We start from the raw sequence: 23,532 nt of genomic DNA, 5'->3' as shown, positions 1-23,532 counted from the left end.
GTTTTTGGGGGGATTTGGGAGAAAGTTTGTAAGTGGTTGGTTTTGTTGGGGATTTTAATTAATAAACTTAGCAAGCCACAAACAACCGAGCTTACAAAAACCGCCGAAACAATGTAGGGCTTTGTTTTAATAGGCTTTGGGTATCCAAGATGGCGGTAAAATTCTTATCACTGAGTTGTTTTTGACTGTTGGTGGTGGGGAGTATTAGTAAAACCTTGCCTGACATATTGTCATTGGTTGTGAGCCAGATTTTTTCAAATTGCTTTTTGGTAAGTATGCGATTACCCCAACTACTATCCGCCAGATAGACATTTTGCTCGTCAATGGCTCGCACCACGCTAAAATGATCGCTGCGTTTGTGATTGACATAGACGATGGCGGGGATTTTTATTTTGGCAAGTGCCTCATAATTCATCGTCATACCACGAGCGGTATAACCATATTTTTCGCTTACCTTTGCCAAATCCAAAAATGATGCCATCACATCATCAAGTGCCATATCATCTAGGATTTGTTGTTCGGTTTTGGGATTTTGGTAAAAATAAGTGAGAATGGTAGAAAGTGATGACGCACCGCACGAATAGTCTACATCTTGCTTGGTAAGTTTATTATCCCTAGCTTCTTTCCATGTGGTTTTGGTGCTTAGTGTGGGCGTGTGGTATTGCCAGTTGGCATAAGATACACCAACAAAGAGCCAAGCAAAGATACAAATACCCCAAACAAACCAATTGGGTTTGTTTGTTGATGACTTGCTAAATTTTAAAATAATCAAATATGATGTACAAAAAACCACCAATAAATGACACAATCAATGACATTAAAAATGTTCTTAGAATAAATCCATTTAGCAAGCCAAATATTACAAAATTGAAAGCTAACATGATAAAAAAGTACATACAAAAACTTTTTATCATGCTACCAACCTTTGCCTCCTAGATATTTAGCAGCACCGCCTCCAACAGCACCAGCAACAAAGCCACGACCAGCAGCTCCCCATGACCATTCGCCAGTATTGCTATAATGATTCCATGCGTTTGCACCAGCACCAATCGTTCCCATGACTCCCATGCGAATACCATAAGCAACCGCAGGAGCCACCGCCCCCTCCGTCTCTTGCATTTCGGTAGCGGTCATGTCTGTTGCTTGTAGATTTTCTACATCATCAAAAGCAAAAGATAGGTCGGCTTGTGGGGTTGTGGTGGAAACAGTTGTTTGGGGTAATACAATTGTTTGTGTATCCACACTCGGTGTGGTATAATGAGAAGTCGTCTCTGCAAATGCAGGGGCGATGGCTACGGTAGCACTTAGTGCTAGGATTGAGAGTTTTTTCATAACATTTTCCTATGTTTTGAGATTGTAAAAAACCATCAGTTCATACTGATAGCCGATAACCACACTAAGATGATGATGGTGAGAGATTGTCATCTTGGTAGTGGTTATCGTTTTCCATGGTAACAAATACATTTGTACCTGTCAAACGTTGGTATTGATTTTTTATATGAAAAATTTTTATCAATCTCATAACAGATCATTAGTCTACTTTATAACTCCCATTACCCTTATTTCACCAAATGAGCTACGCTTACGTTAAATTTAAACGGTTTTTATCCGCCAATAGGTCATCGACTGTAAGAGGAAGGTCGGCGTGGGATAGGAGGGGTAGTAGGATTAAGGCTGGAAATGGCAAATATTTAAAATTCATAAAATGTCCGACCTTATATCACTTGATTTTCATAAAAGAAAGAGTTAATAAAATTGCAAAGACGCATAAACCAACAATAACAAAACCAACACCCTTTACACCCAAAATGACACCAGACACGCTTATAGGTATGACAGACCCAAAATAAAGCAAAGTCTTATGGATTGTTTTGTGTACCAAATGTGAATACATAATCATAATAGCAGAAAGAATAATTAATACAAAAGATAGAAATAGCAATGTTAACTCCATTTTAATTAAAAATACAGTCTTACCCTAATAAATCAAAGTAAGACTGCAATAACAAGCTATTTCACGTTCACTGTTGGAAATTTGGATGTTAAATATCCTGTGCCCGCACCAGATGCTGTACCAAATCCTAATCCCCAAGCCACACTACCAATACCTTTTGCGGGACTTGCAGCACCACCAAGCGCTCCAAAACCAACTGATGCCAAATGACCGCCAAAATTATATTGTCCCGACACAGCTACACTTGACATATAACCAAAATGACCACCTAAACCACCAGCAATTCCACCAATAGCATGGAGAGCCACTGCCCCCTCCGTTTCTTGCATCTCTACCAGCGTCATGTCTTTTGTTTGTAGATTTTCTACATCATCAAAGGCAAAAGATAAATCGGTGGTTTGAGTAGATAATTCCACACTTGGTGTGTTATAATGAGCAGTCGTCTCTGCAAATGCAGGGGTGATGGCTACGGTAGCACTTAGTGCTAGGATTGAGAGTTTTTTCATAACATTTTCCTATGTTTTGAGATTGTAAAAAACTATCAGTTCATACTGATAGCCGATAACCATACTAAGATGATGATGGTGAGAGATTATCATCTTGGTAGTGGTTATCAGTACGCATAGTAACAAATATAACTGTACCCGTCAAGTATCCTATCTACGTCCTATCTTTATTGTTATACCTTTATATCTAAATTGATTTGTCGGCAAATCATCAACTATTTTTAAAATGTAACGGCAAGTCCACACCCAACAACAAAGTCATTTGATGAGATATTTGCATAATTTTACCTCAAAAAGGCATGCTTATTCCGCTAAATATGGCTTATATTTTAAGATTTGGTTGTCCATTTCACTTAAATGCTTTACCTTTTTCTTCCCAGCGACACACAAGATAGCCCACATAACCCCCAATAACTGCCATCGCAAAATCCATCATCACTCTGGTCATGCCTGATACTGGTGCATTTGGGTTGTACGACCAAACCATATGACAATAATAAAGATAAACCGCCAATAGCACCATGCAAAATGACAACAGTCGCTTTTTGTTGTGTAACAATAAGTTTGGCATTAGATTAACCGCAAATAGGATGATAATCGCCACACTCATGCTCGCCCCTCACAAATCCACTATTTGCCTGTCAGCTGTCCTGCTATCCATCGCTTGACTGGGGGTAGGTGGTTGCTTGCTCGCAAGGTAAAATCTCTGATTGCGTGGATAGGTTTAGCGTCCTCTGTAAAGAGTTTTACCATCAAGTTGGTGCCGTGATATAGTGGGCGTGTGTGCGTCTGGTGGCGAACGTTGTATTTTTGGAGTAAGGTAGAGCTGGCGATATCTTGGTGGTTTTGATGAGCATCTAGTACCAATTTTGCCAAAGTATTCGCCCCCATCAAACCCAAATTAAACCCATGTGCTGTTACAGGGTGCATACCCACCGCACTATCGCCAATGAGTGCCGAACGCACACTCACAAAACTCTTGGCATGTACGCCCATCAGCGGATAATGATGAACACTGCCTGCCAAAGTCAGCCTCCCCAAACGGTCTCCCATCATACGTTGTACTTCTAAGGCAAGCTCATCGGCATTCATGGCAAGCACACTTTGTGCCTGAGTATTATCTAGCGTAATCACGCAGTTGGTTAGATGGTCGTGCAAAGGAAGCAGGGCAAGCGTGCGACCATACAAAAAGCACTCTTTGGCAGTGGCTTCATTGGAGCGTGGGTGCGACACACGAAATACGATGACGGTACGCCCAAAGTCATTCATCATCGCTCCAATGCCAAGCTTCTTACGCACAAACGACAGCCGACTGTCCGCCCCAACAAGTAAATCCGCCCCTAGCACCCTACCATCTGCCAACATCACACTCGCCTGCTTATCATCGACATGAATATCTGCCACACTCTGCTCGGTCATGATGGTTACGTTAGGTAAATCCTTGACTTCATCATAAAGTGCCTGTCTGATGTTATGATTAGAGATGAGATTACCCAGACGGTCAATACTACTCATCATCGCCAAGTCCTTAGGCACTTTAAAATGCAAGGCATAGCCAAAATCGCCATTATAAACCTTTGCATCTCTAAGCTCATAAATCTCATCGCTGGCGATGCGTTGCCACGCCCCCAAATCCAGCAAAATCTCACGTGAGCGATGCGTCAGGGCAATCTCACGCCCATCATAAGCAGGGTGAGCGATGTATTCTAAGGGCAGTTTTTCGATGATGATCAAGGTTAAATCCGACCCCTTAAAATGCCGTGCAAAGGCAAGGCTTGCAGGACCTGCACCGATGATGACGATGTTGCTTTTTTTGATGGTATTCATGGCTGTCTTTTTTGGTTATTGATAATTGGTTAGTTCATTTTTTATGGCAGTATTTAGCCAAACTTTTAAGTCCTCAGAAAGCTGGCTCATGTGCTCGCCCAAAAAATCATCAATTTGTTTTTGCAATTTTTGGCAAATTTTTTGTTCAATTTTTGCCAAATCATCAGGGTGCAACCTCTCTTTTTGGGTCGTATCCGATGATGTCAATGAGACAGGTGGATTTTCAAAATTATGAATCAATCTGGCAGGAATGGGCGTATCATCCTTATGAATAAAAAATAAATCTTCTAGGGATTGCCCAAAATCTGCTTGATTAAACTCAAACTCACGTGCCGATGTCGTGCCATGTAGCATGTCAATAATGTCATCAAGCTCTTGATAAAAGGCATTTTTGATGGCGGTGGGCGTGGCATGCCAACGCTTGGCAAACTGGGGGCTGGGTGAAAAAGCGGTCATAATTCTCCTACCAAAAAAGTATAACTAAGTGTCATTGTAATGCAGATACATAAAATTTAAAAGCCACCAAACCAAAGAGGTGGTTATTTGCTTGCCTGCTCAAACGCAAGAAACTCGTCGGTTTTGTGCATTTGCCAGCCATCGCCATCTTTGATGATAAATAATGCCTTGATGTGGTTATCTTGTGCAAGCTTGATGGCATCATTTTGAGAAATGGCAGTCAGTGCCGTCGCCCAACCATCAGCCATAGCCGTACTATCTGCAATGACTGTTACGCTTGGCACGCCATCTACCACAGGACTTGATGTGTGTGGGTTGATGGTATGACTGTATGTTTTGCCGTCATATTCCATCATGTTTCGATAATTACCACTGGTTGCCATGCCCTGCCCTGACAGTTTGACCGTCGTCATGATTTCGCGTTGTGCAACTGTACTGCCCACTATCGGCTTATCCACCGCAAGCACCCATGTTTTGCCCTTATCATTAACACCTGATGTGGCAATCTCCCCACCAATCTCCACCATGTAATTATTAATGCGATACTGAGATTTTAAGACATCAGCAACAGCATCTACCCCATAACCCTTGGCAATGGCAGAAAAATCCAACCCCACGCCATCGGCTGTTTTTGACAGATTATCGCCGTCAAGCACTACTTTTTCAAAGCCGATGTTTTGACGCACCGCCTCAATCTGTGCCTGTGTTGGCGGATTTTGTAGTCGCTCCACACTCATGCTCGCCCCAAAACCCCAAAGCTCCACCAAAGGATACACCGTTGGGTCAAAGGCGTGCGCAGACTGCTCATAAATCACACGGCTATCTAGTAAGACTTGCTTAAAATCAGCGTCTATTTGGATTTGTTCTTTTGCTGGCAGTTGGTTGAACCGACTGATGGTGCTATCAGCTTGGTAAGTGGACATGCTCTGGTTAATCTCATCTAACCGCTTGGCAATGCTATCTTGTACCTGAGCCGTACTGACTCCATCAGGTAGCTCAAAGCTAATGTGATAGCTTGTTCCCATCGTCTGCCCTGTCAGTTGTTCATATGTGGAAGCAGATGGGGTTTTTGTACATGAAATGACAGCCGACAACGTCAAGATGGCAACAGGTAAATATTTCATCATAATCAAGAAATTAGTAAAAGAGTAAATAGGTTAAACCCACCCATCAGCGGTAACTCATCGCCTCCGCCAAATGCGCCACACCCACCCTATCCACCCCTGCTAGGTCAGCAATCGTGCGAGCCACCCTAAGGACACGATGATAGCTACGAGCAGAGAGATTAAGCCGTGATTGGGCGGTGGCGAGAAGCTGTTTTTCTGCCGTGCCAAGCGGTATGTAGGTGTCAATCTCGCTTGGGGTCAATTCGCTGTTGGCTTTGCCTTGACGGTCGAGGGCGATTTGACGAGCTTTAATGACACGCTCACGCACGACAGCAGAGGACTCGCCTTGTGGAGCATTTTGCAAATCCTCAATTGGCAAGGCAGGCACATGAATGTGCAAATCAATACGGTCAAGGAGTGGTCCTGAGAGCTTGTCCTGATAACGGCGGATTTGTTCAGGCGTACAGCGGCAACGGTTTGACACATCGCCATGATAACCACAAGGGCAAGGATTCATCGCCCCCACCAGTTGAAAATTGGCAGGGTATTCTACTTGGGAGTTGGCACGGCTAATGGTGATGGTTTTGGATTCTAGGGGCTGACGCATGACTTCCAAAGTTTTACGGTCAAATTCGGGCAACTCATCAAGAAAAAGCACGCCCTGATGAGCAAGGCTAATCTCCCTTGGTTTGGGTCGTGAACCCCCACCCGACAACGCCACCGCACTTATCGTATGATGGCACGAGCGAAATGGTCGCACCCCAAACTCATAAGGCACGCCTGCCACCGAATAGATGCTTGCCACTTCAAGCGACTCATCATCGGTCAAGGGTGGTAAAATGCTTGGCAGTCGGCTTGCCATGAGTGTTTTGCCCGAACCGGGTGAGCCTTTAAACAAAATGGAATGCCCACCAGTCGCACAAATCTCCAACGCTCGCCGTGCGTGGTGCTGACCTTTGACATCGGACAAATCTAGGGTATAGATAGGCGTGGTAGGCATGGCTTGGGGCGTGATGGGACTAAGTTTTTCGCCTACTTTGCCAGCAATGGCGTTCAGATGATGGCAAACTTGGGTTAAGGTCTCCGCTCCCAACACATCCACGTCCGCCACTTTGACAGCTTCTGCCCCATTACTACTTGGTACGATGAGCGTGCGAGCATCGCCCTTCACGGCACGAGCCACCGACAACGCTCCCATAATTCCACGCAAATCGCCATTTAAGGCAAGTTCACCGACAAATTCAAATTGACTTAATACATTTTCATCAATCTGCCCACTTGCTGACAAAATCCCAATGGCGATGGGTAAATCAAGCCTTGCTCCGTCTTTTGGCAAATCGGCTGGGGCAAGGTTAATCGTGATACGTCTGTTTGGAAATTCAAAACCGCTATTGATGATGGCAGAGCGGACTCGGTCTTTGCTCTCACGTACGGATGCCTCTGGCAAACCCACCATGGTCAAGGCAGGTAGCCCTTGCGAAATATGCACTTCCACCGTTACAGGTGGTGCGGTCAAGCCAATCACGGAGCGAGTATAAACTTGGGCGAAGGACATAGATTACCTTAAATGCAAGTTTTTTGATAAAAAGGAGACAACTCAGTCAAATTGACCGCATATTGAACATTTTGATAAGACTTGCCAATATTATCTTGTAATACCGCCATCACACGCCCCACCAAATCCGCCTTAATCTCATCGGTGCGACCCTGCATGATGGCAAGATGAGCCACCACGAAATGCTCGCCATCAGCCTCCCCAAGTCCAATCAAGTCATCAATGGTATGATAAATACGACTTTTAATGTCTTTGGCTTGTCGAAATTGCCCACTTTCAAATAATACTGTGTTTAATTTATTCAGTAAATCATGCTCATTGGCAACTTTGAGGTTTTTAGAAAACTCTAAGGTTAAGTGTGGCACGATACTCCCCCCTATTCAGGCTTTACACAAATCAGCACACGAATGCTGTCAGGCACCAGCGACAGTCCAGCCAATGCCGACAGACCTTGCTCTTTGGTCTGCACCAGTACCAAAATCTCATCATCTCGCACATTGGGGTTGATGGCTTGTAGTCGTTGCAATCTGCCAATTTCTTTATCCAAATGCTCTGCAAATTGTTGTGTAGCCATCTGACCAATCTCTGTCAATTCGTCCATTGCTTTGGTTTTTGCCAGTGCCGCGATGTCAGCGATGACGCTTTGTCTGGCTTTAACAACTTGTCTGGCTTTGGATTTATCGAGCCTATCAATGATGGGCATGAGCTTTTCCGGGGTGGCAACTTTTGTCAAATCATTGCCATTTTCAGCAAGTAACACACGAATGACTTGCTTGGATAGATATGCAGGCAAATTTAGGTGTTTTGGTGCAATTGCCTCCACCCTAAAATGATTTTCAATCAACATAAGCCCTTGTGGCATGGCGGAAGATTTTAAAAGCCCAACACTGGTATTACCAAATGAACCTGACTTCACAGACTCCAAAACCGCCGTCATGAATGGATGTTCTAATGTCATGTACGCCATGTCCTCACGCACAAGTGCCTGCTTGCGATCAAAGGTAAGTGTCATGCCATCTTCATCGATGGGTAGCCCTGACACATCAAGAACCTCCGCACCATCAATGGGATAAATTACCCAAGAATCATCGTGTGCTACGCCATAATCCACATTTAGCACGTCCAAATAACGACCCAAAAACGCAGGTAAAATTTGAACCTCGTCCAGCTCCTGCATTGCCGAGACGATACGTGCCGACACGCTTGGACGACAAGAGTTATATTCAAGTAGACGGTCTCGCCCTGCTTGTAGCTCCTCCTCCAAATCCAGTCTTAGCACTTTGGCGTGAGCCACCAACGTTGCAAACTCTTCTGTGCTTCCCTTGCCCTCTAAAAGCGGTTTTAGCTCGCTAATGAATTGCTCTTGGACGGTTTGGGCGGTAGGACTGATTTGATTAAAGATGTTAAGAGCCTCATCATACCAATGATACAGACGCTCTTGGGCAGTACCTACCACAAAAGGTACATGCAGATGAATCTGAGCAATTTGCCCGATACGGTCAAGTCGCCCGATACGCTGTTCTAGGGTGTCAGGATTGGCTGGCAAATCAAACAACACCAAATCCTGCACAAACTGAAAATTACGCCCCTCCGAGCCAATCTCGCTACAAAGCAATATCTGAGCCCCTTCTTTGTCAGCAAAATACGCCGCCGCTTGGTCTCGCTCCAACAAGCTCATCTGCTCAGTAAATATGGCGGTTTTAATGCCAGCATGTAGCCTTAGCACCGCCTCCAAACTCTCAATGGTTGCCCCGCTTCTGGCAATGAGAAGAGCCTTTTTGTGTTTTAGGTTATTTTTTAATAATTGAATAAGCCACGGCACACGAGGGTCAGATTCTAGCCACGAGCCATCAGGGGAGCCCTCCTCGCCCCACAGTTGCTCTCTTAATTTGCCTTGTGTATAAGGTGTATCACGCCACGCCTCTGGCAAGGGCAACGGATAAGCAATGCTGGTACGCCCAAAAAAGCCCTGCACACTATCTCTAGTATTTCTAAAAAGCACACGACCCGTACCATGCCTATCTAGTAGCTCATTAATGATGTGCTGACGAAGCTTTTCGTTGTCATTAATATCGCTGATTTCATCGACCTCAAAACCCAATAATCCTGCCACCGCTGTGATTTGTTTTAAAGTTAGCTCCCCACCTTCAATCAAAAGATTTGCCACCATCGCCACATCTAAAAAAGCATCTTGGGAGGCAATAAAATCTTCCAAATCATCAAAACGATGAGGGTCAAGCAGTCTTAATCTGGCAAAATGACTCTCCACACCGAGTTGCTCTGGCGTTGCTGTCAGTAGTAGTACCCCTGCGATATTTTGGGCAAAATCCGCCACCAGCTCATATTTGTCATTACCACCTTGCTCACTATCCCAATGCAGATGATGAGCCTCGTCTACCACCAACAAATCAAAACCCGATGCGTACGCTTGTTCATACAAATCATGATGGTCAAGTAGCAAATCTATACTTGCCAAAATCAGCTGTTCTGCACCAAATACATTTTCATCAGGGTTATGCTCTTTGATGGATGCCGTACGCACAAGGTCAAAAATGGCAAAATCCAAATTAAACCGTCGTTTTAGCTCAATCATCCATTGATACTGCAAGCTATCGGGCACCAAAATTAGCACACGGCTGGCACGACCCGTAATAAGTTGCTGATGAATGATCAGCCCTGCCTCAATGGTCTTACCCAAACCCACCTCATCAGCCAGTAACACACGTGGTGCTAAACGCTTACCCACTTCATGAGCAATATAAAGCTGATGGCGAATCACATCCACTCTTGCACCAATCAAACCACGCAACGGATGATGCGAAAGCATGGCTGATAACTTCAAAGCATCTTGGCGAACTTCGTAATTTTCGCTATTATCAATACGTCCAGCCAACAGTCGCTCTAAGGGTTTGGCAAGTGTGATGTTTGCCGATAGCCTAGTTTCCATCAAACTCTTGCCACACGTCAAGTGATAACGCATGACATGGGAAATCTCCTCGCATTTTGCCACTTCAAATTGTTGACCATCTTGGTCAAAAATGGTGTCCCCAACCGAAAAGACAACGCGGGACAGTTGAGCGGATGCTTTGGCGTACACACGCTTTTCTTCACTTTGAGGAAATAAAATATGCACACAGCGGTCATCAACCTCGATAACCACTCCTAGACCCAAATTACTCTCCGAATCAGACAAATACCGCTGACCAATGGCAAATACGCTCATAAAAACTTAACGCCCAAATTATTCTTGTGATAACAAATACCCATCTTTATAAATTAAAGACAGCTAACCATTATAACACATTACACCTCCATTTTTCATGATAGATTGTGATTGCCAATATTCAAATGCCAAACTAACAATCCATCTAGCACAAACATCAATCTTGATAGTATGCCCTAACCTCTTCCCCAAAACATTCTGCATTCACATCACTTTACATCCACCTTAAAACAAAAAAATCAGACCCCACGAGAAGTCTGATTTTTGCATTAACCGCCAATCATGGACGGTCAACAAGCTCAACATAAGCCATTGGTGCATTATCACCATCACGATAACCGCACTTGATAATACGTAAATAACCGCCTGGGCGAGCTTTATAACGAGGACCTAGCTCGTTAAATAGCTTACCTACGGTAGCTTTATTACGTGTACGATTAAAAGCAAGACGACGATTTGCAACGCTATCTTCTTTTGCAAGTGTGATGAGTGGCTCAGCTACACGACGTAGTTCTTTTGCCTTAACCAAAGTAGTTTTGATTAGCTCATGTTCAATCAATGAGTTGGTCATATTTTGGAACATAGCCTTACGATGGCTGCTGGTGCGACCCAGCTTGACTCCGCTATTACGATGTCGCATGGTCAATATCCTTTAAAATTAACGGCTACGATAAGAAAATCTATCATCAACTCTCAAATCACTTGGTGGCCAGGTCTCCAAACGCATACCTAACTCCAAGCCCTTAGATGCAAGCACATCTTTGATTTCAGTCAATGACTTCTTACCTAAATTTGGTGTTTTTAGAAGTTCAGTTTCAGAACGTTGCACCAAATCACCGATGTAGTAAATGTTTTCAGCTTTCAAGCAGTTTGCTGAACGAACCGTTAGTTCAAGGTCGTCCACTGGGCGTAGCAACACAGGGTCAATCTCTTCTTTTTCTTTAACTGGCTCAGGCGCTTCTTCTGCTTCTAAATTCACAAATATTGCAATTTGCTGTTGCAAAATTGTGGCAGCTTTACGAATTGCCTCTTCAGGATCAACCGTACCATTGGTTTCAAGCTCAATAATTAGCTTATCAAGATCAGTACGTTGCTCAACACGAGCATTCTCAACATCATATGCCACACGCAAAACTGGGCTAAAACTCGCATCAAGCTTCAAACACCCAATTGCTTTTGAATTGGCATCTAGACGACGCTGATTAGCTGGCTCATAGCCACGACCCGTTACCACACGTAAACGCATCTTCAAATGTCCACGTTCACTCAACGTACCAATAACCAAATCAGGATTGGCAATTTCAACGTTGTGTGGCAATTCCAAGTCGGCAGCTGTAACAATGCCAGGACCTTTCTTATCCAAAGTTAAATACGCTTCATGCTGGTCATGCAAAATAATTGCTAAGCCTTTTAGATTTAGAAGTAGATCTAGTACATCTTCTTGTAAACCTTCTAGCGTTGAGTACTCGTGATCAACACCTTCAATCTCCGCCTCAATCACAGCGGCGCCAGACAATGAAGACAGAAGAATGCGACGAAGAGCATTACCTAACGTATGCCCAAAGCCACGTTCTAACGGCTCGAGCGTGACCTTAGCAGTCGTTTCATTAACCGTATCTACATTAATTGTAGAAGGTGTTAGAAACTCAGTTACATATGTCATAAGTCACCTCGATTAGTTCGGATTATTTAGAATATAGCTCTACAATCAAGCTTTCATTAATTTCAGCAGGCAATTCACTGCGTTCTGGTGCAGTCTTAAAGGTGCCTTGCAATTTGCTGTGATCAACTTCCAACCATTCTGGAATGCCGCGCTGAGTTGCAAGCTCTACTGCGTTTTTGATACGAAGTTGCTCTTTTGATTTTTCATGCACAGCAATCACATCACCATCTTGAACTTGAATTGATGGAATGTTTACACGCACAAATTCATCACGACCTGCTTTTTTGAGCAGAATGGCACGGTGACTGACAAGCTGACGTGCTTCAGCACGAGTTGCACCAAAACCCATACGATAGACAACGTTATCCAAACGACGTTCTAACATGCCAAGTAGGTTTTCACCAGTTGCGCCACGCATACGTGCAGCTTCTTTATAATAGTTAGAGAACTGACGCTCTAACACACCATACATACGCTTAACTTTCTGTTTTTCACGAAGTTGAAGGGCGTATTCAGAGGCTTTATTTTGGCTATTGCCATGCTGACCAGGTACACGACCTGATTTTTTTGTCTTAACGTCGTAAGCCTTAACACCTGATTTTAGTTGCAGGTCGGTACCCTCACGGCGAGACAGTTTTAATTTTGGACCAATATAACGGGCCATGAGTTATCTCCTTAAACGCGACGTTTTTTAGGTGGGCGACAGCCGTTGTGTGGAATCGGAGTTACATCGCTAATGCTGTTAATCTTATAACCCAATGCACCTAATGCACGAACCGCAGACTCACGACCTGGTCCTGGACCTTTAACCAAGACATCAACATTTTTAACACCATAGGTTTCTTGAGCTGTTTTACCAGCAACTTCAGCAGCAACCTGAGCGGCAAAAGGTGTTGATTTACGTGAACCACGGAAGCCTTGTCCACCTGAGGTGGCCCAAGCCAATGCATTACCTTGACGATCGGTAATGGTTACAATGGTGTTATTAAAAGACGCATGAATATGGGCGATACCTTCAGATACCGAACGGCGAGCCACTTTTTTGCGGCTACGGGTGTCTTTTGCCATCTTTTAGCTTCCTAAATTAGTTACTTTTTAATTGCTTTGCGTGGACCTTTGCGGGTACGCGCGTTAGTTTTGGTGCGTTGACCACGAACAGGTAGACCACGACGATGACGAAGACCGCGATAGCAACCCAAATCGACCAAACGCTTGATGTTCATTGAAATTTCACGACGAAGGTCACCTTCGGTAGCGTAATTTGCAACTTCTGCACGAACAGCATCCAGTTGTGAATCATCTAACTGTCCAATTTTAGTAGTTTCGCTAATACCTACAGCTGCCAAGATTTTTTTAGCAGTAGTACGTCCGATACCAAAAATATAAGTTAGTGAAATCACAGCATGTTTGTTGTCCGGAATGTTTACACCGGCGATACGAGCCATTGATTTCTCTCCAACTAGCATAAATGCTAGATATTTGCTTTTCACTCCACTGCATTTATTTCTAATTGCTAAAATCTAAAAATAAATAACAGCACGGCAAGTAGCAGATAATACATTATCTGCCACCAAATTGCAAGTATTAATTTATAAAATTAACCTTGACGTTGTTTGTGACGTGGTTCAGAACTGCAAATCACAAGGACTTGACCTTTACGACGTACAATTTTGCAGCTACCACAGATTTTTTTAACAGATGCTTGAACTTTCATGAGTTCACTCCTAATGTCATTTAGACTGAATTAAAGTTTGATTGTGATATTGATGCGTCATTAAATGAGCTTGAATTTGAGCAATAAAGTCCATTAACACAACCACCATAATCAATAAAGATGCACCGCCCAGCTGAAAAGGCACACCAAATGAAGTCTGTACAACCATTGGCATAAGACAAATAATTGTCATATACATTGCGCCAATAAATGTCAGTCGATTAAGCACAAAATCCAAATATCTTTTTGTTTGCTGACCAGGTCTAATACCAGGAACGTAAGCACCGCTACGCTTCAAATTTTCCGCTACCTCACCTGGATTAAACATTAATGCAGTATAGAAATAACAGAAAAATATGATAAAAACACCAAATAAAAGTAAATATAAGGGGCTACCTGGTTGCAATACCAAAGAAATATTTTGCATGATGCTCTGCGCCATACTTGGATTAGCCGATGAGCCTGACCACTGACCCAAACTTGCTGGCAACATTAATAAGGAACTGGCGAAGATTGCTGGAATAACCCCTGCCATATTAAGCTTTAAAGGCAAGTGAGACTGCTGTTGAGCATAGATTTTGCGACCTTCTTGCTGTTTTTGAGCATAATTAACCGGGATGCGGCGTTGCGCTCTTTCAATAAACACAATACCTGCAACCACCGCTAAACCAAGTAGGGCAAAAATTAATACAACAATCAAATTCACATCTTGGGCGAATGCTCCTGCAAGCATGCTTGGTGCACTAGAAATAATACTGGCAAAAATCAGCATGGAAATGCCGTTGCCAATACCGCGTTCAGTAATTTGTTCGCCAAGCCACATCAAGAACATGGCACCTGCTACCAAAGAACTAACCGCAGGAATCATAAACGTCAAACCTGAACTTAGCGTCAGTCCGCCAGATACCAACCCTGCTGACATACCCACTGCTTGCACGAATGCCAAAGCTAATGTGCCTTGTCTTGTGTATTTATTTAGGATACGCCGCCCAGATTCCCCTTCTTTTTTTAGAGCATCCAAAGAGGGTATGATCGCAGACATCATCTGCACCACAATGGATGCAGAAATATAAGGCATGATACCAAGTGCCATGATAGACATACGCTCTAAGGCACCGCCAGAGAACATATTAAACATACCTAAGAAAGTGTTTTGACTGCCATCAAAGAATTGAGCCAAGCGAATTGGATTCATACCCGGCACAGGAATGTGCGAACCTAAACGGTAAACAATCAACGCCCCAAGCAAAAACAGCATGCGATTCCATAGCTCGTCATACTTACGAACAAAAACCAATGGATTCAAAGGAATGTCTACTTTTGACGCTGATTGTCTTGACATGGATTATTCCTCAACGTTACCGCCAGCAGCAATAATCGCTTCTTTGGCACCTTTGGTAACTTTTACACCTTTAAAAGTCAAGGCACGACCAATCTCGCCAGATAAAATAATGCGAGCACGCTTCATGTCGCCACGTACAATATTAGCTGCTTTTAAGGTTTCAAGGCTTACGATGTCGCCTTCAATCTTATTGAGTTCAGACAAGCGCACCTCAGCGGTTACCATCGCCAATTTGCTGGTAAAACCAAACTTTGGCAAACGGCGATAAATTGGCATTTGACCACCTTCAAAGCCCGCTGGAATGCTTGAGCCTGAACGAGAGGTTTGACCTTTAATACCACGACCACCAGTTTTACCCAAGCCTGAGCCGATACCGCGACCACGACGTTGAGCAGTCTTTTTTGCACCTACGGCAGGAGCAAGTTCATTTAAACGAAGAGTCATTATACTTCCTCCACTTTAACCATGTAATTTACACGGTTTACCATGCCACGTGTAGAAGGAGTATCCTCCACTTCCACGGTATGACCAATACGACGCAGCCCTAAGCCCTTTAGACAGGCTTTATGGCTTGCCAAACGGTGAGAACTAGACTTGGTTTGAGTAACTTTCATTTTTTTCATCATGATCACCCATTCTTAGTTCAAAATTTCTTCAACAGATTTACCGCGTTTTGCAGCAACTTGCTCTGGAGAAACCATATCACGCAAACCTTTAAAAGTTGCATAAACAACGTTAGCGGCATTGGTTGAACCATAGCATTTTGCCAATACATCTTGAACGCCAGCTACTTCAAGTACTGCACGCATCGCACCACCAGCAATAACACCAGTACCCTCAGAGGCAGGTTGCATGTATACTTTTGAAGCACCGTGACGAGCATTGATTGGATGTTGCAGAGTATGACCTGCAAGCTCAACAGTAATCATGTTACGTTTAGCTGCTTCAAGTGCTTTCTGGATGGCAGCAGGCACTTCACGAGCCTTACCACGACCAAAGCCAACACGACCATTACCATCGCCAACTACTGTCAAAGCAGTAAAAGAAAAAATACGACCGCCTTTAACAACCTTAGCAACACGGTCAACAGCAACCAATTTTTCTACCAAACCATCAGTTTGTTCAACTTTTGCCATGATTAGAACTCCAATCCGTTTTCACGAGCAGCGTCAGCCAAAGCCTTAACGCGACCATGATATTTAAAACCACTACGGTCAAAGGCAACTTTTGTAATTCCCGCTGCTTTTGCACGCTCTGCAATCAACGCTCCAACTGCTTTAGCAGCTTCTACGTTACCTGTCGCACCAGAACGCAAAGTTGCATCTAGTGTTGATGCTTGTGCCAAAACCACACCGCCTGTTGGAGAGATGATTTGAGCATAAATATGACGAGGTGTGCGATTTACTGTTAAACGATGCACGCCTAGACCACGGATATGGGCACGAGTTTTCTTAGCTCGACGAAGACGAGCGGATTTTTTATCAAACATGTTTGCTCACCTTACTTATTTTTTCTTAGCTTCTTTACGAAGAACCACTTCATCACTATAACGAACGCCTTTACCCTTATAAGGTTCTGGTGGACGATAGCCACGAATTTCAGCAGCTGCTTGACCCAGTTTTTGCTTGTCGTTCGATTTTAGAACGATTTCAGTTTGACTGGGCGTTTCAGCAGTAACACCTTCTGGCAAAACATATTCAATAGGGTGAGAAAAACCAAGGTTTAGATTGACTTTATTACCAGCTGCTTGAGCACGATAACCAACACCAATCAGTTGTAGGCGACGCTCAAAGCCATTGGTAACACCCAACACCATATTATTCAATAATGCACGCACAGTACCTGTGTGCATCCACGCTTCTTTGGTATTCGCCACAGGAGAGACGGTTACAACACCATCTTCTTGTTTTAGCTCGACCAAATCATGCAGGCGTAAAGACAAAGAACCATTTTTGCCTTTCACTTCAACCTGCTGACCGTTCAAAGTAACGCTAGTACCAGCAGGCAACGTTACTGGGGCTTTAGCCACACGAGACATAGGAAATTCCTTACATAATAACAACCACTAAAAAGTGGCAACAATAACCTTTCAAATGACAAATTAATCATTCAAAACAGCTTTTCATTATATCACAAAAAATCCTTAGAGTAAACTAAGGATTTTTATTTTTCGTAATTTTTTTGTTAGTATTAAGCAACTAACGCAATTACTTCACCGCCAATGCCAGCGGCACGCGCGGCACGATCACTCATCAAGCCTTTACTAGTAGAGATAATCGCAACACCCAAACCTTTTTGAACGCTTGGCAGCTCATCTTTACTACGATACTGGCGAAGACCAGGACGGCTAAAACGCTTCAACTGAGCAATGACGCCTTTACCTTGGTAGTATTTTAGTTCAATGTTTAGAACTTTTTTACCATTTTCACCTTCAACCAATTCGGCAGAGGTTAAATAACCCTCAGCAACCAACAAGTCAGCAATAGACTTACGTAGCTTTGAAGCAGGCATACTAACAGATGGTTTGTTTCTTGATTGTGCGTTACGGATACGGGTTAGCATATCAGCAACAGGATCTTGCATACTCATAGCTTACTCCTTACCAGCTTGCTTTACGAACGCCAGGCACATCGCCTTGCATGACACGCTCACGTAGCTTATTACGTGACAAACCAAATTTGCGGAAGTAACCGTGCGGACGACCAGTCAAACCACAACGATTACGCAAACGCACAGGTGATGAATTACGTGGCAAAGCCTGTAACGCAAGCATAGCATCTAGACGCTCATCATCAGTAGCATTAATGTTGTTAATTACTTCTTTTAGGGCGGCACGCTTTGCGGCGTACTTAGCCACACATTTTTCGCGTTTCAATTCGCGATTAATCATGCTTTTTTTAGCCATAACGTTACCTTATCTAAATGGGAAGCCAAATGCTTTTAGCAATGCACGACCTTGGTCATCATTGGTAGCAGTAGTTGTGATGGTAATATCAAGACCGCGAATACGGTCAATCTTATCAAAATCTACTTCTGGGAAAACAATCTGCTCTTTAATGCCTAACGAGTAGTTGCCACGACCATCAAACGCTTTTGCTGAAAAACCACGAAAATCACGAATACGAGGGATTGCAATGGCAATCAAACGATCCAAGAATTCATACATTTGGTCGCCACGAAGGGTAACTTTACAACCGATTGGCCATTCTTCACGGATTTTAAAACCAGCAACAGATTTGCGTGCTTTGGTAACAACAGGCTTTTGACCAGCGATTACGGTCATGTCAGCCAATGCACCTTCAAGAAGTTTTTTGTCTTGTGCAGCACCACCAACACCCATATTTAGGGTAATCTTAGTGATTTTTGGCACTTGCATGACATTTTCCAAGCCAAGCTCATCTTTGATTTGTTGCTTCAACTTGTCATTATATAAAGATTTTAATCTTGCCATTACTATATACCCTTAGCTCTTATGCAGTCGCCACTACTTCACCAGTAGAACGGTAAATACGGACTTTTTTACCTTCTTCGTTCACTTGGTAAGCAATACGGTCTGCTTTTTGGGTTTTTGCGTTAAAAATCGCAACGTTTGAAATGTGTAGAAATGCTTCTTGCTTAACAATGCCACCTTCTCTGCCTAACATTTGGTTAGGTTTTTGGTGTTTAGTTACAATGTTAATGCCTTCAACTTTTACACGGTCTGCTTTAACCGCCAAAATTGTGCCTTGCTTGCCTTTGTCTTTGCCAGCAATCACAACCACGGTATCGCCTTTGCGTAACTTTGCCATAGGATTGTCTCTAAATACAATTAAAAAATTACAGTACTTCTGGTGCTAACGAAACAATCTTCATGAATTGCTCGCCACGCAACTCACGAGTTACGGGTCCAAAAATACGAGTCGCAATTGGGGCCTTGTTGTTATTTAAAATAACAGCCGCATTATCGTCAAAGCGTAGTACGGAACCATCTGGACGACGAACGCCTTTCTTGGTACGTACAACAACTGCATTCATCACATCGCCTTTTTTGACACGACCACGTGGAATCGCTTCTTTGACAGTTACTTTAATGATGTCGCCAACTGATGCATAACGACGGTGCGAACCACCCAGCACTTTAATACACTGGACACGTCTTGCACCACTGTTGTCTGCAACTTCCAGCATTGTTTCAGTCTGAATCATCGCATTACTCCATATAATAAAGCAATAAAAGCCATCTGCTACCAAATTGGTAACGTATATTATACCTGCAAATGGCTTTTAATGCAAATAACTTAAATTTTTACCGCAGTTTCAACCACGTCCACCAAAGTCCAAGTCTTAGTCTTGGAGATTGGACGAGTTTCTTTGATACGTACGATATCGCCTTCTTGACAAACATTATTCTCATCATGAGCTTTTAGTTTGGTAGAACGACGAACTTGCTTGCCGTACATTGGGTGACGAATCTGACGCTCAACAAGCACTGTAATGGATTTATCCATTTTGTTGCTGATGACCTTACCAGTTACCACGCCAACTTCTTGAGTTTGAGTGTTCTCGCTCATGCATCGCCTCTTTGTTTTTCGTTAAGCAAAGTCAAAATTTTTGCAATTGTACGACGATTTGCTTTAATTTCGTGAGTATTACCTAGCTGACCAGTCGCTTTTGCCATACGTAGACGAAACGCATCAAGTTGTTTCTCGTCAAGCAATGCAGCCAGCTCTTCTACTGATTTTTCACGTAATTCGCTTGTTTTCATTACATTACCGTCCGTTTAACAATGGTGGTTTTAAAAGGCAACTTGGCTGATGCCAAAGTCAACGCTTCACGGGCAAGCTCTTCGCTCACACCTTGAATTTCGTATAGCATCTTACCAGGCTTGATTTCAGCTACCCAGTACTCAACTGGACCTTTACCTTTACCCATACGTACTTCTAATGGTTTCTCGGTGATTGGTTTGTCTGGGAATACACGAATCCAAATCTTACCACCACGCTTGATACGACGAGTAATGGTACGACGAGCAGCCTCAATTTGACGAGCAGTCATACGACCACGACCGATAGATTTTAGACCAATTTCGCCAAATGCAACGGTATTACCACGTTGGGCAAGGCCTGTGTTACGACCTTTGTGCATTTTGCGGAATTTGGTACGTTTTGGTTGTAACATGGCTTACCCCTTGTCTGAATTACGACGGCTCGAAGAACGACCACGACGTTTTGGTGCACGAGTCTTATCTTCTGCAACTGGATTGTAAACACTGTTCATGCCATCTAGAATTTCACCACGGAAAATCCAAACTTTCACACCGATGGTACCGTAAGTGGTTTCTGCACGAACTTCTGCATAATCAATGTCAGCACGCAGAGTATGTAGTGGCACACGACCTTCACGATACCATTCAGTACGAGCAATCTCAGCACCACCTAGACGACCAGAAAGCTCTACCTTAATACCGCCAGCACCCGCACGCATGCTGTTTTGAACAGCACGTTTCATGGCACGGCGGAACATCACACGACCTTCAAGCTGTTTAGCAATACCCACTGCCACCAAACGAGCATCTAGGTCAGGTTGAGTGATTTCTTGGATGTTGACTTGAGCAGGCACGCCCATAAGTTTGGTCAAATCTTTTTGTAGGGCTTCGATATCAGCACCTTGTTTACCAATAATCACACCGGGACGAGCCGAATGAATGGTAATCTTGGCAGCACCAGTAGGACGCTCAATACTGATGTTACTAACCATGGCTTCCTTAAGTTTATTGCGCAGAAAATCACGCACTTTGAAGTCATTTAGCAAGTATTCAGAGTATTGTTTTGGGCTGGCATACCAGTTAGCGTTGTGCTTTTTGATAACGCCCAAACGAATACCGATTGGATGAACTTTTTGACCCATAATTATGCTCCTACTTTAACAGTGATATGGCAAGTGCGTTTGCTGATACGGTCAGCACGTCCCTTGGCACGGGGCATAATACGCTTCAAAGTAATACCTTCATCAACATAAATGGTAGAAACACGCAAGGTGTCAATATCCAAACCGTTGTTATGTTCAGCGTTTGCAATCGCTGATTGTAGGCATTTTTTAACCAATTTAGCACCTTTTTTGTTGCTAAAGGTCAAAATGTCTAAAGCACGCTCAATTGGCTTACCACGAACTTCGTCCGCAACCAATCTTACTTTTTGTGCCGAAATAGCGGCACCACGTAATTTTGCAGTTACTTCCATGGTAGCACCTTATCTCTTAGACTTCTTATCAACGCCATGACCACGATATGAACGAGTCGGGGCGAATTCACCTAGTTTGTGACCAACCATTTGTTCGTTCACAATCACAGGTACATGAGTGCGACCATTGTGAACAGAGATGGTTAGACCTACCATTTGTGGTAGAATCATCGAGCGACGAGACCAAGTTTTGATCGGTTTGCGGCTGTTGCTTTCTAGAGCATCTTCAACCTTGGCAAACAAATGCGCATCGATAAATGGACCTTTTTTCAATGAACGAGGCATGAAATTTATTCCTTATTTCTTGGCACGACGGCGACGGATGATCATACTGTCAGTACGCTTATTAGAACGAGTCTTAAGACCCTTAGCTTTCTGACCCCAAGGAGACGTTGGGTGTTTACCAAAGTTACGTCCTTCACCGCCACCGTGTGGGTGATCAATCGGGTTCATCGCCGTACCACGAACGGTAGGACGAACACCACGCCAGCGTGCAGCACCTGCTTTACCAAGTGATTTTAGGTTGTTTTCAGTGTTAGACACTTCACCAATAACTGCACGGCAGTTAGCGTGAATACGGCGAGTTTCGCCTGAACGCAAACGAACAATCACATAAGCACCATCACGACCAAGTAATTGAACAGCAGCACCAGCAGAACGTGCAAGTTGTGCACCTTTACCGATTTTTAGCTCAATGTTATGGATAATGGTACCCACTGGGATATTTTTAAGTGGCAAGCAGTTACCTGGACGGATTGGAGAACCCTCACCAGATTGAACCTGATCGCCTACTGCCAATTTTTTAGGTGCGATGATGTAACGACGCTCACCGTCTGCATACTTCAATAATGCGATGTGTGCGGTACGGTTTGGGTCGTACTCAATACGCTCAACAGTTGCAATGATACCGTCTTTGTTGCGTTTGAAGTCAACTAAACGATAATGTTGCTTATGACCACCACCGATATGACGGGTAGTGATGCGGCCGTTGTTGTTACGACCACCAGTTTTAGCTTTTGATTCAACAAGCGGTGCATAAGGACGACCTTTATAAAGGTGTGGATGCACAACTTTTTCAACAAAGCGGCGACCTGGTGATGTAGGTTTTGCTTTTACGATAGGCATGATAATTATCCTTATTCGTTAGTCGCTGTTTCGCCAGTGGCTTCTTCACCAGCACCGATTTGTACGTCTGAACCTGCTTTTAGGGTTACATACGCTTTTTTCACGTCAGAACGCTTACCAACAACCTTACCAAAACGCTTGGTTTTGCCTTTAACATTCAAAGTGTTTACTTTTACTACTTCAACACCTTCAAACATCAGCTCAACCGCTTGTTTAATTTCACGTTTGGTGGCTTTGCTGTCCACTTTGAAAACTTGCACACCAAGGCTGTCGCCTAGACGTTGAGATTTTTCTGAGAAGACAGGTGCTTTTAGCACTTGATATAATCTTGCGTTGCTCATGCCAGTGCCTCCTCAAATTGTTTGGCAGCTTCGACAGTCATGATGACTTTGTCAAAAGAAACCAAGCTTACTGGGTCAACCTCACGAGTACCAAGCACGTTAACGTGTGGAATGTTGCGGGCTGCCAAGTATAGATTTTCATCAACTTCGTGGCTAACAATCAATGCACGTGGGGCATTTAGCTCTGCCAATTTTGCAATAAGCTCTTTGGTTTTTGGAGCAGATACAGTTAGGCTATCTACCAATACCAAACGCTCTTGACGTACAAGCTCAGCCAAGATACATTGCATCGCACCACGATACATTTTACGGTTTACTTTTTGAGACCAATCTTGTGGTTTGGCTGCAAATGCACGACCACCGCCAACCCAGATTGGACCACGAATAGAGCCAGCACGAGCACGGCCAGTACCTTTTTGACGCCATGGCTTCTTGCCACCGCCAGACACTTCGCCACGAGTTTTTTGGGCACGAGTACCTTGACGAGCACCAGCCAAATAGG

Annotated in this window: 36 protein-coding genes; all 36 read right to left on the bottom strand. The window is 43.7% G+C overall.

Going from position 1 to position 23,532, the window contains the following annotated elements:
- Positions 1–91: 91 nt before the first annotated feature.
- Positions 92–772 (bottom strand): C39 family peptidase, encoded by a 681-nt coding sequence (locus Q4B79_RS08570; protein WP_303086007.1) that lies wholly within the window; start codon positions 770–772, stop codon positions 92–94.
- Positions 773–915: 143 nt separating this feature from the next.
- Positions 916–1,332: a hypothetical protein gene (locus tag Q4B79_RS08565; protein ID WP_303086006.1), complete on the bottom strand. Its 417-nt coding sequence runs from the start codon at positions 1,330–1,332 to the stop codon at positions 916–918.
- Between the two features lie 678 nt (positions 1,333–2,010).
- The gene (locus Q4B79_RS08560; protein WP_303086005.1) at positions 2,011–2,460 is read right to left on the bottom strand and encodes a hypothetical protein; all 450 of its coding nucleotides are present in this window, start codon (positions 2,458–2,460) and stop codon (positions 2,011–2,013) included.
- Positions 2,461–2,809: 349 nt separating this feature from the next.
- Positions 2,810–3,070: a hypothetical protein gene (locus tag Q4B79_RS08555; RefSeq protein ID WP_303086004.1), complete on the bottom strand. Its 261-nt coding sequence runs from the start codon at positions 3,068–3,070 to the stop codon at positions 2,810–2,812.
- Positions 3,071–3,090: 20 nt separating this feature from the next.
- The gene (gene ubiM / locus Q4B79_RS08550; protein WP_303086003.1) at positions 3,091–4,287 is read right to left on the bottom strand and encodes a 5-demethoxyubiquinol-8 5-hydroxylase UbiM; all 1,197 of its coding nucleotides are present in this window, start codon (positions 4,285–4,287) and stop codon (positions 3,091–3,093) included.
- A 15-nt stretch (positions 4,288–4,302) separates the two neighbouring features.
- Positions 4,303–4,743 (bottom strand): hypothetical protein, encoded by a 441-nt coding sequence (locus Q4B79_RS08545; protein ID WP_303086002.1) that lies wholly within the window; start codon positions 4,741–4,743, stop codon positions 4,303–4,305.
- Positions 4,744–4,826: 83 nt separating this feature from the next.
- Complete coding sequence (locus tag Q4B79_RS08540; protein ID WP_303086001.1) at positions 4,827–5,867, bottom strand: FAD:protein FMN transferase; 1,041 nt, start codon at positions 5,865–5,867, stop codon at positions 4,827–4,829.
- Positions 5,868–5,913: 46 nt separating this feature from the next.
- The gene (locus Q4B79_RS08535; protein ID WP_303086000.1) at positions 5,914–7,404 is read right to left on the bottom strand and encodes a YifB family Mg chelatase-like AAA ATPase; all 1,491 of its coding nucleotides are present in this window, start codon (positions 7,402–7,404) and stop codon (positions 5,914–5,916) included.
- Between the two features lie 8 nt (positions 7,405–7,412).
- On the bottom strand, positions 7,413–7,769 hold the full coding sequence (locus Q4B79_RS08530; protein ID WP_303085999.1) for a hypothetical protein: 357 nt from the start codon (positions 7,767–7,769) through the stop codon (positions 7,413–7,415).
- Between the two features lie 11 nt (positions 7,770–7,780).
- Complete coding sequence (gene rapA / locus Q4B79_RS08525) at positions 7,781–10,627, bottom strand: RNA polymerase-associated protein RapA (protein WP_303085998.1); 2,847 nt, start codon at positions 10,625–10,627, stop codon at positions 7,781–7,783.
- 280 nt (positions 10,628–10,907) lie between these two features.
- Positions 10,908–11,267, bottom strand: a complete 360-nt coding sequence (gene rplQ / locus Q4B79_RS08520; protein WP_303085997.1) for a 50S ribosomal protein L17 — start codon at positions 11,265–11,267, stop codon at positions 10,908–10,910.
- An 18-nt stretch (positions 11,268–11,285) separates the two neighbouring features.
- A complete protein-coding gene (gene rpoA, locus Q4B79_RS08515; protein WP_303085996.1) occupies positions 11,286–12,290 on the bottom strand; it encodes a DNA-directed RNA polymerase subunit alpha in 1,005 nt (334 codons plus the stop codon).
- 22 nt (positions 12,291–12,312) lie between these two features.
- Positions 12,313–12,954 (bottom strand): 30S ribosomal protein S4, encoded by a 642-nt coding sequence (rpsD, locus tag Q4B79_RS08510; RefSeq protein WP_303085995.1) that lies wholly within the window; start codon positions 12,952–12,954, stop codon positions 12,313–12,315.
- A gap of 11 nt (positions 12,955–12,965) precedes the next feature.
- Entirely contained in the window at positions 12,966–13,358 is a 393-nt protein-coding gene (gene rpsK, locus Q4B79_RS08505) for a 30S ribosomal protein S11 (RefSeq protein ID WP_003656963.1), read from the bottom strand.
- A 20-nt stretch (positions 13,359–13,378) separates the two neighbouring features.
- Positions 13,379–13,735: a 30S ribosomal protein S13 gene (gene rpsM / locus Q4B79_RS08500; RefSeq protein ID WP_303085994.1), complete on the bottom strand. Its 357-nt coding sequence runs from the start codon at positions 13,733–13,735 to the stop codon at positions 13,379–13,381.
- Positions 13,736–13,887: 152 nt separating this feature from the next.
- On the bottom strand, positions 13,888–14,004 hold the full coding sequence (gene rpmJ, locus Q4B79_RS08495) for a 50S ribosomal protein L36 (RefSeq protein WP_303085993.1): 117 nt from the start codon (positions 14,002–14,004) through the stop codon (positions 13,888–13,890).
- A 16-nt stretch (positions 14,005–14,020) separates the two neighbouring features.
- A complete protein-coding gene (secY, locus tag Q4B79_RS08490) occupies positions 14,021–15,346 on the bottom strand; it encodes a preprotein translocase subunit SecY (protein WP_303085992.1) in 1,326 nt (441 codons plus the stop codon).
- A 3-nt stretch (positions 15,347–15,349) separates the two neighbouring features.
- A complete protein-coding gene (rplO, locus tag Q4B79_RS08485; protein ID WP_303085991.1) occupies positions 15,350–15,790 on the bottom strand; it encodes a 50S ribosomal protein L15 in 441 nt (146 codons plus the stop codon).
- Positions 15,790–15,972, bottom strand: coding sequence for a 50S ribosomal protein L30 (gene rpmD, locus Q4B79_RS08480; RefSeq protein ID WP_303085990.1), 183 nt, complete (start codon positions 15,970–15,972; stop codon positions 15,790–15,792). The genes rplO and rpmD overlap by 1 nt, the downstream gene beginning before the upstream one ends.
- A 12-nt stretch (positions 15,973–15,984) precedes the next feature.
- Complete coding sequence (gene rpsE / locus Q4B79_RS08475) at positions 15,985–16,482, bottom strand: 30S ribosomal protein S5 (protein ID WP_303085989.1); 498 nt, start codon at positions 16,480–16,482, stop codon at positions 15,985–15,987.
- 2 nt (positions 16,483–16,484) lie between these two features.
- Positions 16,485–16,835, bottom strand: coding sequence for a 50S ribosomal protein L18 (gene rplR / locus Q4B79_RS08470; protein WP_303085988.1), 351 nt, complete (start codon positions 16,833–16,835; stop codon positions 16,485–16,487).
- Positions 16,836–16,850: 15 nt separating this feature from the next.
- Entirely contained in the window at positions 16,851–17,384 is a 534-nt protein-coding gene (gene rplF, locus Q4B79_RS08465; RefSeq protein WP_303085987.1) for a 50S ribosomal protein L6, read from the bottom strand.
- Between the two features lie 152 nt (positions 17,385–17,536).
- A complete protein-coding gene (rpsH, locus tag Q4B79_RS08460; RefSeq protein ID WP_303085986.1) occupies positions 17,537–17,935 on the bottom strand; it encodes a 30S ribosomal protein S8 in 399 nt (132 codons plus the stop codon).
- 10 nt (positions 17,936–17,945) lie between these two features.
- Positions 17,946–18,251 carry a 30S ribosomal protein S14 gene (gene rpsN / locus Q4B79_RS08455; protein ID WP_303085985.1) on the bottom strand — a complete coding sequence of 102 codons (306 nt, stop codon included), beginning with the start codon at positions 18,249–18,251 and terminating at the stop codon, positions 17,946–17,948.
- 9 nt (positions 18,252–18,260) lie between these two features.
- A complete protein-coding gene (gene rplE, locus Q4B79_RS08450) occupies positions 18,261–18,797 on the bottom strand; it encodes a 50S ribosomal protein L5 (protein WP_303085984.1) in 537 nt (178 codons plus the stop codon).
- A 19-nt stretch (positions 18,798–18,816) separates the two neighbouring features.
- Positions 18,817–19,134, bottom strand: coding sequence for a 50S ribosomal protein L24 (gene rplX / locus Q4B79_RS08445; RefSeq protein ID WP_303085983.1), 318 nt, complete (start codon positions 19,132–19,134; stop codon positions 18,817–18,819).
- Positions 19,135–19,162: 28 nt separating this feature from the next.
- Positions 19,163–19,531 (bottom strand): 50S ribosomal protein L14, encoded by a 369-nt coding sequence (gene rplN, locus Q4B79_RS08440; protein WP_029102638.1) that lies wholly within the window; start codon positions 19,529–19,531, stop codon positions 19,163–19,165.
- 92 nt (positions 19,532–19,623) lie between these two features.
- Positions 19,624–19,896 (bottom strand): 30S ribosomal protein S17, encoded by a 273-nt coding sequence (gene rpsQ / locus Q4B79_RS08435; RefSeq protein WP_249101073.1) that lies wholly within the window; start codon positions 19,894–19,896, stop codon positions 19,624–19,626.
- Positions 19,893–20,090, bottom strand: a complete 198-nt coding sequence (rpmC, locus tag Q4B79_RS08430; RefSeq protein ID WP_303085982.1) for a 50S ribosomal protein L29 — start codon at positions 20,088–20,090, stop codon at positions 19,893–19,895. Before rpmC ends, rpsQ begins: the two co-directional genes overlap by 4 nt.
- Positions 20,090–20,503, bottom strand: coding sequence for a 50S ribosomal protein L16 (rplP, locus tag Q4B79_RS08425; RefSeq protein WP_029102635.1), 414 nt, complete (start codon positions 20,501–20,503; stop codon positions 20,090–20,092). The genes rpmC and rplP overlap by 1 nt, the downstream gene beginning before the upstream one ends.
- Before the next feature lie 3 nt (positions 20,504–20,506).
- Positions 20,507–21,232 carry a 30S ribosomal protein S3 gene (rpsC, locus tag Q4B79_RS08420; protein ID WP_303085981.1) on the bottom strand — a complete coding sequence of 242 codons (726 nt, stop codon included), beginning with the start codon at positions 21,230–21,232 and terminating at the stop codon, positions 20,507–20,509.
- Between the two features lie 2 nt (positions 21,233–21,234).
- On the bottom strand, positions 21,235–21,564 hold the full coding sequence (rplV, locus tag Q4B79_RS08415) for a 50S ribosomal protein L22 (protein ID WP_036364312.1): 330 nt from the start codon (positions 21,562–21,564) through the stop codon (positions 21,235–21,237).
- A 9-nt stretch (positions 21,565–21,573) separates the two neighbouring features.
- Positions 21,574–21,849: a 30S ribosomal protein S19 gene (rpsS, locus tag Q4B79_RS08410; protein WP_263077034.1), complete on the bottom strand. Its 276-nt coding sequence runs from the start codon at positions 21,847–21,849 to the stop codon at positions 21,574–21,576.
- Between the two features lie 12 nt (positions 21,850–21,861).
- Complete coding sequence (rplB, locus tag Q4B79_RS08405) at positions 21,862–22,689, bottom strand: 50S ribosomal protein L2 (RefSeq protein WP_303085980.1); 828 nt, start codon at positions 22,687–22,689, stop codon at positions 21,862–21,864.
- Between the two features lie 11 nt (positions 22,690–22,700).
- The gene (gene rplW / locus Q4B79_RS08400; protein WP_303085979.1) at positions 22,701–23,030 is read right to left on the bottom strand and encodes a 50S ribosomal protein L23; all 330 of its coding nucleotides are present in this window, start codon (positions 23,028–23,030) and stop codon (positions 22,701–22,703) included.
- The coding region (gene rplD, locus Q4B79_RS08395) for a 50S ribosomal protein L4 (protein ID WP_303085978.1) at positions 23,027–23,532 on the bottom strand (506 nt) is incomplete at its 5' end. The genes rplD and rplW, both read right to left, overlap by 4 nt.

The sequence above is a fragment of the Moraxella sp. genome (assembly GCF_030525845.1).
Classification (GTDB): domain Bacteria; phylum Pseudomonadota; class Gammaproteobacteria; order Pseudomonadales; family Moraxellaceae; genus Moraxella.
Note: the sequence above shows the minus strand (reverse complement) of the source record. Positions and strands in the feature narration are given on the sequence as shown.